Below are 14,324 nucleotides of genomic sequence, written 5' to 3'. Positions count from 1 at the left end.
ACGATCGTGACCGCTCTGCCCCGCCAGGCGTCGGTCGGCCGGTCGGAGGTCAACCGGGCAGGCGTCGAAGCAGGTAGGTGTCCATCACCCAGCCGTGCTGGGACTTGACCTTCTCGCGGGCGCGGCGGATCTCGCCCAGCACGTCGTCGAGCGGACCCGCCACCAGCTTCTCGTCCGCCGTCCCCAGGTTGGCACCCCAGTGGATGCCCCACCCTGCGCCGGTCAGCGCGCTGCAGGCCAGATTGCTGTCGAGCATGACCACGAGGTTGTCGAGACCGGCGGCGACGTCGGCAGCCAGGTTGCGGCCGGTGGTGATGACGATCGGCCCGCCGATGCGGTTGAGCACGAGGCGGTGACTCGCCGCCAGCATCGACACGCTGGAGATGCCGGGTGTGACATCGAACTCGATGTCGCCGCGCAACGCGGCCAGCCGCTCGACGACGCGGATCGTGCTGTCGTAGAGCGCGGGGTCTCCCCAGACGAGGAATCCGACGACGGTGCTGTCGGCGAGGCCGTCGAGCACATCGGCGTAGGCGCGGGCGCGGGCGTCGTGCCAATCGAGGACAGCGGTCTCGTACTGCCGGGGCGATCGGTCGCGTGGCGGGTCGGGCACCTCGATCACCCGGTAGCTACCGCCGTGATGGCGTTCGAGGATCTCCTGCCTGGCTGTTGCGAGATCGCCGACGGAGGCACCCTTGTCCGCGACGATGAACACGTCGACGGCCCGCAGTTTCTCGACGGCCTGGACGGTCACCTGATCCGGGTGTCCACCGCCGATGCCGATCAGATGGATTCTCACGAGCGGTCCCGGCACGCGTCGTACAGGTGGGATTCGGTGACGACGCGTCGAGCCAGGGCTGGCCCCACCAGAATCACCGCCGCCTGTCGTAGGTCGGCGGCCTCGACCTGATCTGCGATGTCGGCCAAAGTGCCGCGCAGGATCAGCTCGTCCGGCTTGCTGGCGTGGAAGACGACGGTGGCGGGGCACTCGGGACCGTAGAACTCGGTCAGTTCGTCGGCGATGATGCGGGTGCGGGTGATCGCCAGGTGCAGCGCGAGCGTCGCCCTGGTGGCGGCGAAGTTCTTCAGCGCCTCGGTATCGGGCATCGCCGTCGAGCGGGCCTGTGCGCGGGTGAGCACCACCGACTGCGTCACTTCCGGAACCGTCAGCTCGACGCCCAGTGCGGCGGCTGCGGCCGCGTAGGCAGGAACGCCCGGGGTGACGTCCCAGGGCACGCCTGCGGCGTCGAGTCGAGCGGACATCTCCGCCAACGCGGAGTAGAGGGACGGATCGCCCGAGCACAGGCGCGCGACGTCCTCGCCGCGCTCGTGGGCAGCGACCAACTCTTCGGTGATGGCGTCGAGGTCGAGCTTCGCGGTGTCGACCAGCCGGGTACCCGCGGAGCAATGTTCGAGGATCGCGTCGTCGATGTAGGTGCCGGCGTAGACGCAGACCGGGCTCGATCGCAGGAGCTCGACGGCTCGCAGCGTGAGCAGGTCGGCAGCGCCCGGTCCGGCTCCGATGAAGTGCACAGTCACAGCTCGAAAGCGTAGGTGGGCAGGAGTGGAGCCTGCGGAACGACCCAGGAGTGCAAGCCCCGACGCGCCGCGCCACTCGAACTTCCCGCCGATGGCTAACTGTCAAGCTAAGGTTTAGCCTTGTGTCTGATGGGACTCATGTTGCTGATGTGATTCATGTTGTTCAGTAGCTGGAGATCCTACGACGCGTACCTACCAACAACCAGGGAGTACCGCCTTGCCGAACCGTCGAACGAAGCCGTCGATCGTTCTCGGTGCTGTCGCACTACTGGCCGTCGCAACCCCCTTTGCGGTCGCAGGCCTCACCGACAGCACGACAACCGGAGTTCGACCGGCCAACGAGACAACCCCGGTCACCGTGCCGACCAAGATCGTCGAGACCGCGCTGAGTTCCGCACCGGACATCGTCATTCCGTTGCAGGAACTCACCGGACTGCCGTTGCCGGATCTGCGGCTCTCCGATCTGAAGTACCTACCGCTGCCGGATTCCATCGTGATCCCGCCGATCGAGATCCCGGACATCCCGGGCCTGACCACGCCCGCGCCGGGCAACGCGACAGCACAGGCACCCGTTCCCCGGGTCGATGCATCCGCGCCGGTCAGTCCCCTGCCCGTGAACCCGGAAGCTGCCGATCCGACCGGCCCACCGCTCGGTGCCGCCGTCAAGGAGATCAAGCAGGACACCCCCTTCAGCATGGTGGCCCTGACCTCCGAGCAGCTCGACGGTGCAGCCGCTCAGGTTCGCCGCCAGCTCGAGGACGGATCCTGGGGCCCGTGGCTCGAGACTGCGCCGGTGGACACCACTGCGAGCGACGCCGTTCCCGCTGCGGAAAAGCAAGGCACCGAACCGATCTTCGTCGGACTGACCAATGCAGTGCAGGTGCTGCTGACGCCGCTGACGAGTAGTGCAGCTCCCGAAAGCTTCGCAACTGCACCGGTTCCCGAGGTTCCGGTCGTCGAGCTGCCTGCTGCCGACGCCCCGGCCGAGGTGCCCGCTGCTGCCGAACAGCCGTTGGGCTACACCCCGGCGTCGTCGAGCACGCCTCTGCGTCAACAGGATCCGGCACCTGTCGATCCCGCGGCACCGGCACCTGCAGTCGAGGCACCTGCAGCAGATCCCGCCCAGCCCGAAGCCGCGCCGGAAGGCACGGTGGATCAGTTGGCTGCTGCGGTCGATGACATCAGTGCCGTACTCATCACCCCCGGCACGTCGCCGGTCGACTCGGCATTGAACGACATCGCCACGCCCGTCGCCGGTGACGCGAGCCCCAAGGTCATCACCCGCGCTCAGTGGGGTGCCGACGAGTCGATCCGTTGCGCCACACCGACTGTCGACGACTTCCTCGGCGGTGCCACCGTGCACCACACCGCAGGCAGCAACGACTACTCCAAGTCCGAATCGGCCGAGATCGTCCGCGCCATCTACGCCTACCACGCGCAGACACTCGGTTGGTGCGACATCGGCTACAACGTCCTCGTCGACAAGTACGGCCAGATCTTCGAGGGCCGCGCGGGCGGCTTGGACAAGCCGGTCCAGGGCGCACACTCGGGCGGGTTCAACGAGAACACGATGGGCATCGCCATGATGGGCGACTACTCCAACGAGGATCCCTCGCAGGAGACCATCGATTCGGTCGGCAAGTTCCTCGGATGGCGACTCGGCAAGGCCGGTCTCGACCCGAAGGGCACCACCACGATGACCTCGGAGGGAACGGATTTCACGTTCGTCGGCCGCGGCCAGAGCGTCGACCTGCCGGTGATCTTCGGCCACCGCGATGTCGGCAACACCGAATGCCCCGGTGACGCCGGATACGCACGACTCGGAGAAATCCGCGACATCGCTGCGGCAAACCTCGGCGGCGGCGGAGATGCCACTCCGGTATCGCCCGACGCTCCCGATACCGCACCCGACACCGCGGTGACCGACCCGGCACCGTCACGCCCGGGCACCGACGCCAGTTCCACTCTGGGCGAGAACATCCCGGCCCTGGTCGCCGAGCTGCAGCGACTGGCGTCGACCAGTCCCGTCGCACAGAAGTGGTTGGAATCGGGCGGAGAAACCGGCTCGCTCGGCGTTCCGGTGAGCGGCCTGGTGCAGGTGAGCGGCGGCCGCGAGAAGGCGCAATTCGCCAACGGCGAGATCATCACCAACATGGCCGGTCAGGCCGTGGCCGTCATCGGCAAGATCTTCCAGCAGTACGTGCAGCAGGGTGGCGTAGACGGCATCCTCGGCCTGCCGATCACCGACGAGTTCCGGGTGCCGGAGGGCTTCCGTACCGACTTCGAGAACGGTTCGCTGATCTTCAACGAGCTCACCGGAATCGTCACCACCGTGATCAAGACGTACAACGACACCTACAACGCGGAGATGCAGAACCCCGTCGCGGCGCCGGTGGAACCGGCTCCTGTGCCTGAGCCTGCTCCCGCACCGGAGCCCGCACCCGCGGGCTGAGTTCCGACAGTCGACTAGGGCCGAGTCACCACGGTGACTCGGCCCTTGTCGTGTTCGGATATGCCGGGAGACCCGAGGGTCACCACCAGCGTTCGAGAACCTGTGCCACTCCGTCTTCTGCGTTGGTGACGGTCACCTCGTTCGCCGCCGCGACGGCAGCGGGATGCGCGTTGCCCATCGCCACGCCCAGTCCCACCATCGACAGCATCGGCACGTCGTTGGGCATATCGCCGAAGGCCACGATGTCCTTGACGTCCACCGACAGCGTCTCGGCGACCTTGGCCAAGCCCGATGCCTTGGTGATGCCCGGTGCCGACAGCTCGATGAGTCCGTTGTCGGTGGAGAACGTCAGGTCGGCTCGACCGGAGATCAGCGGGGACAGGATGTCGGCCATGTGTCCGCTGGTGGAGCCGGACAACCGGATCAGCAGCTTGACGGCCGGAACGTCGACCACGTCGTCCTCGGTCATCTCGACGTTGTCCGGGTTCAGCCAGGCGTGCTCGTATCCCGAGGAGCTGACGAACTGCGGCGTCGCCGAGTCGTGCGCCGTCCGGCCCACTCGCTCGGCGGCCAGTCCGCAGCCGGGCAGCGCGCGATACGCGACGTCGGCCAACCACTGCAGCGTCTCGACCGACAGCGTCTCGGCGCTGAGCACGCGATCGTTGGCGGCGTCGTAGATCACCGCACCGTTGGCGCACACCGACATCGGCGCGTATCCCAGCTGATCGACGACGGGGTGGATCCACCGCGGCGGCCTGCCGGTGGACAGCACGAAGGGAACTCCGTCGGCCACGACGGCCGAGACGGCGCGCTTGGTGCGCTCGGTGACACGTTCGTGCTGGTCGAGCAAGGTGCCGTCGACGTCGCTTGCGACGAGTCGGGGGGCGAGGCGGGTGGTGTTCGGCGCGTTGGTCATCGTGACGTCATTCTGCCCTAGTGTCGAAGTGCCCTGTTTTCGACATGCACGTCTTCGATGTGGAAGGAACGGTAGATGACATCTGTGAACCGTCAGATCCGGCTGGCTCAGCGCCCGGTGGGACGTCCCGACGAATCGACGTGGAACCTCACCGAGGAACCGATTCCCACTCCTGGTGACGGCGAATTCGTCGTCACCGTCGACTATGTCTCTCTCGACCCGGCGATGCGCGGCTGGCTCAACGATGCGCGCTCGTACGTGCCGCCCGTCGGCATCGGCGAGGTGATGCGGGCGCACGCCGTGGGCCGGGTGCTGGAATCTCGCCATCCCGATTATGCAGTCGGAGAGATCGTTTCGGGTTCGTTCGGCGTCACCGAGCATGCACTGTCGGACGGCACGGGGGTGCAGAAGGTCGACGAATCCATCGCGCCTGCTCCCACCTGGCTCGGCGCGCTCGGCTTCCCCGGACTGACGGCGTACTTCGGCCTGATGGACGTCGGCAAGCTCACCGAGGGCGACACCGTGGTGATCTCCGGAGCCGCCGGAGCCGTGGGCAGCATTGCGGGGCAGATCGCGAAAGCCAAGGGAGCCACTGTGATCGGCATTGCCGGTGGACCCGAGAAGTGCGCGTGGCTCACCGAGGAACTGGGCTTCGACGCGGCGATCGACTACAAGAACGAGTCGGTGTACAAGGGTCTGAAGGCGGCCGCACCGAAGGGCATCGACGTGTATTTCGACAACGTCGGCGGCGAAATTCTCGACGCCGCGCTCTCCCGACTGCGCAAGGGAGCGCGAGTGGTGTTGTGCGGAGCCATCTCCGGCTACAACGCGACGGACCCGCAGCCCGGCCCGGCGCATTACCTGTCGCTACTGATCAATCGGGCATCGATGACGGGGTTCATCATCTTCGACTACCTCGATCGCTACCAGGAGGGCATCGACGCGCTGTCCGAACTGCTCACCAGCGGCAAGATGACCGCACGCGAGCAGATCGAGATCGGCGGCGTCCCCGCTTTCGGATCGACCCTGAACCTGCTGTTCGACGGGGCGAACACCGGCAAGCTGGTTCTCGAGGTCGGCGAACGCACCCACGACTCGGAATTATGACGCCGCCTCGTTCGTTGAACCCCACGTATCGACCGATAAAGAAATAGGAGAGCAACGATGTCTGCAGCCACCGAAACCGCCATTCTCGCCGGAGGATGCTTCTGGGGAGCCGAAGAGCTCGTCCGCAAGCTCCCGGGAGTGATCTCGACCCGCGTCGGCTACACCGGCGGCGAGGTCCCCAACGCGACGTACCGAAACCACGGCAATCACGCCGAGGGCCTCGAGGTCGTCTACGACCCCACCCAGACGACATACCGCGATCTGCTGGAGTTCTTCTTCCAGATCCACGACCCCACCACCAAGAACCGTCAGGGCAACGACATCGGAGCCAGCTACCGCTCCGCGATCTTCTACCTGAACGACGAGCAGAAGCGCGTCGCCGAGGACACCATCGCCGACGTCGACGCGTCGGGACTGTGGCCAGGAAAGGTCGTCACCGAGGTGACCCCGGCCGGAGATTTCTGGGAGGCCGAGCCCGAGCACCAGGACTACCTGCAGAAGTACCCCGAGGGATACACCTGCCACTGGGTGCGTCCGGAATGGAAGCTGCCGCGTCGGGCCAACGCCTAGGAGCGGCTGCGCCGCATGTGCGCGTTTACTCGTAGCCTGCTACGAATAAACGCGCACATGGGAGCCGAAGTTGCGACACTGATCCGGTGACCTCCGACAGAACCCCTCGGTCGATGGCCGACGTCCTTCGTTCGCCGCGTTTCTGGCTCGCGCCCATCCTGGTGGTGTCGGCACTGATGTCGTTCCTCGCCGCGCTGTACCTGGGCGGTGTGCTCGACCCCAGGAACAATCTGCACGACCTCCCCATCGCGATCGTCAACCAGGACGAGGGCGACACCCTCGCAGGCGAGCAGCGCAACATCGGCAACGACATCGTCGACGGTCTGCTGCAGAACGTCGATTCGGAGAAGGTCGACTTCCGGGAAGTCGGTCCGGCGCAGGCACAATCACTGCTGTCGACGGCCGAGGCCTACGGTTCCATCGTCATCCCGAGCGATTTCACCAAGAGGATGGGAATCCTCGCTCAGGCGAGTGTGATTCCCGGGGACGTCGAGAAGCCGATCATCACGGTCTACACCAACCCACGTGCCGGCAGTTTCGGGATGTCGCTCGTGACCGGAGTGGCGTCACCGGCATTCGAGTCGGTCAATGAAACTGTGGGACAACAGATCAGCGAACAGGTGCGCCAGCAGCTCGGCGATACTCAGCTCGCCGGTGCGAGTGCCCTCACCCTCGCACAACCGATCGATGTGATCGTTGCCCAATACGATCCTCTGCCCGACGGCACCGGCGGTGGCTTGTCCGCCTTCTACTACGCACTCTTGCTCGTCCTGGCCGGCTTCACCGGAGCGACCATCGTCAGCGCACTCGTCGACGGACTACTCGGGTTCACACCCACGGAGATCGGTCCCAAGTACATCCACCGCGGACCGACCCTGATCAACCGCTTCCAGACGCTGCTCGTGAAATGGCTCGTGATGGTCGTTCTCGCCATGCTGGTGTCTGCCCTGTATCTGCTGATCAGCCATCTGCTCGGCATGCCGATCACCCATGCATGGACCCTGTGGACGTACGGCGCTTTCGCGATCACCGCGGTGGGCGTCACGGCGTTGGCGGTGATGTCTGCGTTCGGCACGGCCGGATTGCTGATCAATCTGATCGTGTTCATCATCCTGGCGTTGCCGTCATCGGGCGGCACCATCCCCCTCGAAGCGAGTCCGCCGATCTTCACCTGGCTCGCGCAGTTCGAGCCGATGCATCAGATCTTCCTCGGCACCCGCTCGATCCTGTATTTCAACGCCTCGCTCGACGCAGGCCTGCAGCACTCGGTGGGCATGACGTCTCTCGGGCTGCTCATCGGACTCGTGTTCGGCGTGGTGTTCACCCGCATCTACGACGGCAAAGGCCTCGACCGAAGCCTCGATTCATCGGGTGCTCACAGCTGACGCCAGTACACTCGGTTCAATGCTTGCTGTGAATACGGCCGGGAGCGTTGAACCCCGACGTGCCTTCCACGCCTACCTCGACGTCGCCATCGTCGTCCTCGTGCTCGTGGGCACCAACCTCATCGCGCACTTCACCACGGTGTGGGCCAGTATCGCGACGGTTCCGATCGCCGCTGTTCTGCTGGTCGTCCTGGCGAACCGACGCGGATTGGGGTGGGCCGAACTGGGACTGTCTCCGAAGCAGTGGAAGACCGGTTCCCTGTACGCACTCGGAGCCGTCGGGGTCGTCCTCACCGTCGTCGCGATCGGCGCGTTGCTGCCACTGACTCGCCCGTTCTTCATGGCCGATCGATACGCAACCGTCTCCGCTGCCATCGTCGCATCGATGATCGTCATCCCCCTGCAGACCGTCATCCCGGAAGAGCTCGCGTTCCGCGGGGTGCTGCACGGCACCTTGGGCCGCATCTATGGGGCGCGGGGTGTGTTCGCTGCAGGGTCTCTGCTGTTCGGTCTGTGGCATATCGCGTCCTCGCTGGGACTGACGGCGGGCAACGTGGGGCTGAGCGGTTTTCTCGGCGGCGGGTTGTTCGGGCAGATCGTCGGCATAGCGCTGGCCGTGGTGGCGACTGCGGCGGCGGGTGTCGTGTTCACGTGGCTGCGTAGTCGTAGCGGCAGTTTGATAGCGCCCATCGCCCTGCACTGGTCGTTGAACGGACTCGGTGCGCTGGCTGCCGCTCTCGTCTGGCACGCGTCGGTGAGCTGAACGGCATGAAGGACGAGCTGCACCAGTATCTGCGGATCGCCCGCGAGAACATGCTGTGGAAGCTCGACGGCCTCACCGAGTACCAGAGACGGCGGCCGATGACGCCGACCGGTACGAACCTGTTGGGTTTGATCAAGCACCTGTCGATCGTCGAATACGGCTACTTCGGCCCCACCTTCGGACGTGAGTTTCCAGCTCGGTTCGCGGAATTGGAGGCAGCGGCCATGGCCCGGCTGAACTCCGACATGTGGGCCACTGCCGACGAATCGACCGAATCCATTGTCGCCCTGTATCGCGAGGCCTGGAAGCACGCAGACAGGACCATCGAAACGAACGACCTCGACACTGTCGGACGCGTCCTGCACTGGCCCGTCGAGAAGCAGGAGGTAACCCTGCATCGCGTGCTCGTGCACCTCGTGGCTGAAACCAACCGGCACGCTGGACATGCGGACATCGTGCGCGAACTCATCGACAACGCCGTAGGCCTACGACTCGGCAACGAGAACATGACCGACGGCGACGCAGCCTGGTGGGCCGCATATCGAGCCGAGCTGGAAACCGCTGCCAGAGATGCTGACTGAGCACATCACCTGACGTCAGGTTCCACCAACGCCTATCACACGCCACCGACAGGTTCTGGACCTCGAATAATTATGCAGGACAATAGTTTTCGATTGCACTATGATTGCCAGTCGAACGCACGTTCGATACACTTGCTTCCATGACCACGGAGATCTGGCAACTGAGCGAGAGCGAACTCCTCGCCGACGCCACCGCGGTCTCCCACCGAATCCAGTTGCTGGAGGCTCGCCGGATTGCTCTCGTCGCCGAGATCGACACCCGCGTGAGCCGGGAGAAGCTCGGCTTCCCCGGACCCGCCGGATGGCTGACCTCCACCACCCTGCTCTCACCGTCCAAAGCAACCAAGATCGTCGCCCTCGGCCGCGGCATGGCTGCGTTTCCCGACATCGCCGACGCCGTCAACACCGGCGTCATGACCATCGACCACGCCGCCCTGATCCTCACCTTCGCCGAAACACCCCCGGAACACCTCCCGGAAAAGGGTCGCGATGCCGCGCGCGCCGCCTTGATCAAAGCTGCGACAGGGCCCGACGCGCGCACCGGCCGGATCCGAGCAGCGATCACCAGACTCGAAGACAGCTTCGGCAGCAAGAAACCACCCGCCGAGAACACCGACCGCAACGAACTCTTCGCCTCCACAACCCTCAACGGGCGGCTGGTACTCAAAGGAGACTTCGATGCTGTCACCGGAGAGAAACTGCTCACTGCCCTCTCCCCGCTGACCGAACCCCACCCCGCCGCCGACGGCAGCCACGACGACCGCAGCCCCGCCAAGCGCAGAGCCGACGCCTTCGGACAGATCCTCGACCAGTACCTCGCCGCGAGCGATCGCCCAATCGAAGGCGGTGAACGCCCGCACCTGAACCTGCACATCCGGTTGCAGGACCTCATCGACCTCCGGAGCTGCGGAGGCGAGGACGACATCACCGACGACGAAACCTCAGGCGCAGCAACAGAATCCGACACCGACACAGCAGATCCGGTCGATATCAACACCGGTGGCCCGATTCACCCCGACTCCGTTGGAGAATCGGGCACCGGAACCGCCCACACCGACAGTGACACCGGTAGTAGCAGTGGCAGTGAAGATGAAGGTCAAGGTGACCGCGGTGCGACCTCTGATCGTGGCGCGTATCGCGACCTGTTCGGCGACGGCACTTCGGTCGGGTGGTTGCCGTGGATGGGACCGCTCTCCCGCAACACTTCTCGCCAGTTGGCGTGTGATTGTGTCCTGACCGCGATCGTGATGGACGAGGACGGCAACCCACTCAACCTCGCCCGCACCGCCCGCACCGTCACCGCCAAACAACGCCGAGCCCTCACCGCCCGCGATCACGGATGCGCATTGCCCGGCTGCGGGAAACCCGCCGCCTGGACCGAAGGGCACCACATCTGGCACTGGGGCGACGGCGGACCCACCGACATGAACAACCTCGTCCTACTGTGCGGGTTCCACCACCGCCTCATGCACCACAGCGACTGGGAAGTGTTCATCGGCACCGACAACCACCCCTGTGGGGGCACCTCCCGCTTGCGGGGGATCATCCCACCCGCAACCGTCGACCCCTACCGACAACCCAGACCATCCCACGCCCGAGCAGGCCCCCACATCGCCTGAACCCGCCCAAAGACCACTCCAGCCCCGCACCGAGAACACCGGTGCGGGGCTGGAGAAGGTTGGATCAGGAACCAGAAGGAGCGACAGGTGGTGCGGGAGGAGTAGCGCCATCTGCCGGAGCCGGGGGTGCAGGCGCAGTCGCGCCGTCTCCCTCAGCACCCGGAGTCGGCGGCGCAGGCGGCGTCGCACCATCAGCCGGAGCAGGCGGCGTCGCACCGTCTTCCGGTGCGCACAGGGCACCCGGTCCACCCTTACCCGGCCCACTCGGACCTGGGCCACCCTCTCCCGGTCCACCCTTGCCCGGACCACCCGCGGGCGGAGCAGGCGGGGTTTCGCCGTTACCCGGAGCAGGCGGCGTCGCATCATCGGACGGGGTGGGAGCCGTCGATCCGTCGCCGGAGTCCGGAGCGGCCGGCACCGCAGGTGCATCCGACCCGCCACCGCCGTCGGTCCGCTCCCCGAGCGTCGACGACGACGCGACCGTGGACACTCCGGGCGAGACGTCCGGCCCGGTGGCAGCAAATACTGCCGACGCGACAAGCGCCCCTACTGCGAGTCCCGCCGCCGCTGTTGCCACCAGTGGCACACGGACCTTCCATCGCTTCGGCTTGTTCTGCTGGGGAGCAGCGGGCTCGGCCGGGTTCGATGCCGCCGGGATCGGCTGGGTCTGATCGTTCACGTTCACTCCTTGTTCGCACTGTCTCGTTCGATTCGTTCTGTCACCGACCCTGCCGCCGCTAGCTGAAGTCACCCTGAAGCCGGGCGTATCTTCAGGATCACTTCAGCTGGTGAGTGACAATCGAGGAATGACATACAGTTCCGCTCCCCGGGTGATGGTGGTGGAGGACTCGCTGCCCATCCGAGAAGCGCTGGTGGCCGCATTCGAGGACGCGGGATTCACCGCCGCGTCCTTGCCCGACGGCGACGGCTTCGAAACCACGATGGCAGGCTTCCGCCCGGACGTGGTGATCCTCGACGTCATGCTGCCCGGTACGCGGGACGGGTTCGCGCTCATCGACGTCGTCCGCCAGAGCAGTGATGCGGGGATCATCATGGTCACCGCGAAGGACCAGCTGCAGGACCGACTGCGCGGTTTGAGCGACGGTGCCGACGACTACGTGGTCAAGCCGTTTCAACTCGACGAGGTGGTTGCCCGAGCGCGATCGGTGCTGCGTAGACGCGGCAGATCCTCGGATGCGATCCAAGTGGGCGATCTACTGGTCGACGAATCCGCCGGCGTCGTCACTCGCGCCGGTCAGGTGCTCGATCTGACGGCGACCGAACTCCGGCTGGCAACCTTCCTCGTCGCGCAGCGCGGTCGTACCGTCTCGAAAACGTCCATCCTCGAATCGGTGTGGGGCTACGGCGCGTACGACGCCAACCTGGTGGAAGTCCACATCAGTGCGTTGCGTCGCAAGATGGAGACCCATGGCCCGCGGTTGATCCACACTGTCCGTGGCCTCGGTTATGCACTGCGAGCGCCGCAGTGAATCACACGCCGACACCCTCGTTGCGCAAGCGCGTGGTCGCCACCGTCGTCGTACTGTTCGCGGTTCTGCTCGTCGTGGTGGGGTTTTCGGTGGATGTCGTTCTGGGACAGCAGCTCCGCCGTGATCTCGATGCGCGACTGACCGATCGAGCGGACCGCGCAGTCGAACTGGTCGAGAGCGGCGTCGGCTCCGAGGATCTGGTGCAGGCGTTGCAGGGCGATGCCATTCGAGTTCGGGTCACCACGTCCGACGGCACGGTCTACGGTGTGCCGGGCGGCGAGGCCCGATCTCGGGACGACAGACCCGGGCCGGCCACACCGCCTCCTGGCCCCTCCGACGCTCCCGCTCCCCCTGGTCCGCCCAATCCCCCTGCCCCACCCTCGGATTCACTGGAGATCACCGAGCCACTACCGGACGGATCAACGCTCTCGCTGCTGGGTGACACCACGGCCATCGCCGATGTTCGGCAGCAACTGCGACTTCTCATGGTGGTCGCCGGAGCCGTGACGCTGTTGTTGGCCGCGGCCGCGCTCACCTATGCGGTGCGGCGCGCACTGTCACCCCTCGACTCGATGACATCGGTTGCGCGCCGAATCACAAACGGCGACAGAGGTAGACGGCTGCTTCCATCCAAGCCGAACACCGATCTGGGGCGAACTGCATCGGCCGTCGACGAGATGCTCGACGCCCTCGAGAACGCCGAGAGCAAAGAGGCTGCTGCAGCGCAGTCGGCGCGTCGTGCAGAGGAGGACATGCGCCGATTCCTGGCCGACGCGGCCCACGAATTGCGCACCCCGGTGGCCGGGATCTCGGCGCTGGCTCAGTCGTTGCAACGCGACGTCGAGCACCGCCCCGATCGGGTCGGCAGGTGGAGCGAACTCCTCGTCGGCGAATCCGCCAGAGCGTCGCGCCTGGTGGGCGACATGCTCGATTCCGTTCGCGCAGAGAACACTTCGGAGCTCGAACTGGCGGACGCGGATCTCACCGACATTGCGCGGCGCACCGTCGAACGCGCGGCACTGCTGTCGCCGCAGGTCCGGTTCGAGGTGGACGCATCGCAATCGGTACCGGTCAGGGTGGACGTGGGCCGCGTCGAGCAAATTCTGTCGAACGTCCTCGACAACGCCGCTCGGTTCACTCCGCCCGGCGGGAGAATCCGAGTGCAGACAGGGGCCGACTCACAGGCGTTCGTCACCGTCGACGACGACGGTCCCGGGGTCGACGAGGCGGACCGTGAGCGCATCTTCGAGCGGCTCGTTCGACTCAACTCCGCGCGTGACCGTTCCTCCGGCGGCGTCGGGCTCGGGTTGTCGATCGCGCGCACGTTGGCGCGAGCACACGGAGGCGAACTCGTCTGTGCCGCAGGGCCTACAGGCGCGAGATTCCGCCTGACACTGCCGAGAGTAGATCGGTAGCTACTCGACGATCAGGTCCATCAGCAGGCTGTCGTGCCAGCCGGTCGGGCCCCTTCTCGTACTTCCGCATGATCCCGACGGGCTCGAAACCGACTGCGCTGTAACAGGCAATCGCTACCGCGTTGTCGGCGGCCGGATCTATCACCATGCGGTGATGACCCAGGTCGACTGTCAAGTATCGCACCAGCGTGCCCACGGCGTCCTTTCCGACGCCGCGACCGTGCACCGCCGGGTCCAGGAAGATGTCGATCGACGCATGCCGGTACATCGGATCGGTCTCTTCACCGTACTGGATCAATCCCACTGTCGCGCGGTCGATTTCGACGACCAATCGATGCTCTTCGGGGTTGTCGAACGGCCAGTTCTCGTCGGCGTCCTCGTCGCCCCACCGCGCGTGCACCTCGGGGGTGTGCAGTATTCGGCGGAGCTCCGGCACGTCCTCGGTGGTGACGGGCCGCAACACGACCCGTTCACCGCGGAGGTTCAT

At 65.7% G+C, this 14,324-nt stretch carries 13 protein-coding genes and 1 pseudogene; 9 read left to right on the top strand and 5 right to left on the bottom strand.

The window, feature by feature from the left end; all coding sequences use genetic code 11:
- Positions 1-49: 49 nt before the first annotated feature.
- Both cobF and cobM read right to left on the bottom strand, forming a co-directional pair.
- A complete protein-coding gene (gene cobF / locus QM590_RS19600) occupies positions 50-799 on the bottom strand; it encodes a precorrin-6A synthase (deacetylating) (RefSeq protein ID WP_269596072.1) in 750 nt (249 codons plus the stop codon).
- Positions 796-1,539, bottom strand: a complete 744-nt coding sequence (gene cobM / locus QM590_RS19595) for a precorrin-4 C(11)-methyltransferase (protein ID WP_094687481.1) — start codon at positions 1,537-1,539, stop codon at positions 796-798. The genes cobF and cobM overlap by 4 nt, the downstream gene beginning before the upstream one ends.
- Before the next feature lie 217 nt (positions 1,540-1,756).
- Here cobM and QM590_RS19590 point away from each other — a divergent pair, with 217 nt between their 5' ends.
- Positions 1,757-3,991, top strand: a complete 2,235-nt coding sequence (locus QM590_RS19590) for an N-acetylmuramoyl-L-alanine amidase (RefSeq protein WP_269596073.1) — start codon at positions 1,757-1,759, stop codon at positions 3,989-3,991.
- Positions 3,992-4,070: 79 nt separating this feature from the next.
- Here QM590_RS19590 and QM590_RS19585 read toward each other — a convergent pair whose 3' ends face one another.
- Positions 4,071-4,907 carry an HAD family hydrolase gene (locus QM590_RS19585; protein WP_269596074.1) on the bottom strand — a complete coding sequence of 279 codons (837 nt, stop codon included), beginning with the start codon at positions 4,905-4,907 and terminating at the stop codon, positions 4,071-4,073.
- A gap of 75 nt (positions 4,908-4,982) precedes the next feature.
- On the opposite strand from QM590_RS19585, the gene QM590_RS19580 reads away from it, so the two are divergent.
- From QM590_RS19580 to QM590_RS19555, 6 genes are all read left to right on the top strand, one after another.
- Positions 4,983-6,014, top strand: a complete 1,032-nt coding sequence (locus QM590_RS19580) for an NADP-dependent oxidoreductase (RefSeq protein WP_269596075.1) — start codon at positions 4,983-4,985, stop codon at positions 6,012-6,014.
- 57 nt (positions 6,015-6,071) lie between these two features.
- Positions 6,072-6,584 carry a peptide-methionine (S)-S-oxide reductase MsrA gene (gene msrA, locus QM590_RS19575; RefSeq protein WP_068054290.1) on the top strand — a complete coding sequence of 171 codons (513 nt, stop codon included), beginning with the start codon at positions 6,072-6,074 and terminating at the stop codon, positions 6,582-6,584.
- A 113-nt stretch (positions 6,585-6,697) separates the two neighbouring features.
- A complete protein-coding gene (locus QM590_RS19570; protein WP_269596098.1) occupies positions 6,698-7,969 on the top strand; it encodes a YhgE/Pip domain-containing protein in 1,272 nt (423 codons plus the stop codon).
- A 19-nt stretch (positions 7,970-7,988) separates the two neighbouring features.
- Positions 7,989-8,732, top strand: coding sequence for a CPBP family intramembrane glutamic endopeptidase (locus QM590_RS19565; protein WP_269596076.1), 744 nt, complete (start codon positions 7,989-7,991; stop codon positions 8,730-8,732).
- Positions 8,733-8,737: 5 nt separating this feature from the next.
- On the top strand, positions 8,738-9,313 hold the full coding sequence (locus tag QM590_RS19560; RefSeq protein ID WP_269596077.1) for a DinB family protein: 576 nt from the start codon (positions 8,738-8,740) through the stop codon (positions 9,311-9,313).
- Between the two features lie 140 nt (positions 9,314-9,453).
- Complete coding sequence (locus tag QM590_RS19555; RefSeq protein ID WP_269596078.1) at positions 9,454-10,932, top strand: HNH endonuclease signature motif containing protein; 1,479 nt, start codon at positions 9,454-9,456, stop codon at positions 10,930-10,932.
- A gap of 64 nt (positions 10,933-10,996) precedes the next feature.
- Here QM590_RS19555 and QM590_RS19550 read toward each other — a convergent pair whose 3' ends face one another.
- A complete protein-coding gene (locus tag QM590_RS19550) occupies positions 10,997-11,611 on the bottom strand; it encodes a hypothetical protein (RefSeq protein ID WP_269596079.1) in 615 nt (204 codons plus the stop codon).
- Between the two features lie 127 nt (positions 11,612-11,738).
- On the opposite strand from QM590_RS19550, the gene QM590_RS19545 reads away from it, so the two are divergent.
- Positions 11,739-12,422 carry a response regulator transcription factor gene (locus QM590_RS19545; protein ID WP_269596080.1) on the top strand — a complete coding sequence of 228 codons (684 nt, stop codon included), beginning with the start codon at positions 11,739-11,741 and terminating at the stop codon, positions 12,420-12,422.
- Positions 12,419-13,837, top strand: coding sequence for a sensor histidine kinase (locus QM590_RS19540; RefSeq protein WP_269596081.1), 1,419 nt, complete (start codon positions 12,419-12,421; stop codon positions 13,835-13,837). The genes QM590_RS19545 and QM590_RS19540 overlap by 4 nt, the downstream gene beginning before the upstream one ends.
- Here the strand turns inward: QM590_RS19540 and QM590_RS19535 are convergent.
- Positions 13,838-14,324: pseudogene (locus QM590_RS19535) on the bottom strand (GNAT family N-acetyltransferase). It abuts the gene before it with no gap.

This window comes from Rhodococcus sp. IEGM 1372 (assembly GCF_030056835.1).
In the GTDB taxonomy this organism is placed as follows: domain Bacteria; phylum Actinomycetota; class Actinomycetes; order Mycobacteriales; family Mycobacteriaceae; genus Rhodococcoides.
The sequence above is the reverse complement of the archived record's forward strand: the minus strand, read 5'-3'. Positions and strand labels throughout refer to the sequence as shown.

Excerpts from the sequence above, each read along its gene's own strand:
- QM590_RS19545 (WP_269596080.1), top strand. The coding sequence starts at position 11,739 with ATGACATACAGTTCCGCTCCCCGGGTGATGGTGGTGGAGGACTCGCTG.
- msrA (WP_068054290.1), top strand. The coding sequence starts at position 6,072 with ATGTCTGCAGCCACCGAAACCGCCATTCTCGCCGGAGGATGCTTCTGG.
- QM590_RS19555 (WP_269596078.1), top strand. The coding sequence starts at position 9,454 with ATGACCACGGAGATCTGGCAACTGAGCGAGAGCGAACTCCTCGCCGAC.
- QM590_RS19565 (WP_269596076.1), top strand. The coding sequence starts at position 7,989 with ATGCTTGCTGTGAATACGGCCGGGAGCGTTGAACCCCGACGTGCCTTC.
- QM590_RS19570 (WP_269596098.1), top strand. The coding sequence starts at position 6,698 with ATGGCCGACGTCCTTCGTTCGCCGCGTTTCTGGCTCGCGCCCATCCTG.
- QM590_RS19560 (WP_269596077.1), top strand. The coding sequence starts at position 8,738 with ATGAAGGACGAGCTGCACCAGTATCTGCGGATCGCCCGCGAGAACATG.
- QM590_RS19580 (WP_269596075.1), top strand. The coding sequence starts at position 4,983 with ATGACATCTGTGAACCGTCAGATCCGGCTGGCTCAGCGCCCGGTGGGA.
- QM590_RS19585 (WP_269596074.1), bottom strand. The coding sequence starts at position 4,907 with ATGACCAACGCGCCGAACACCACCCGCCTCGCCCCCCGACTCGTCGCA.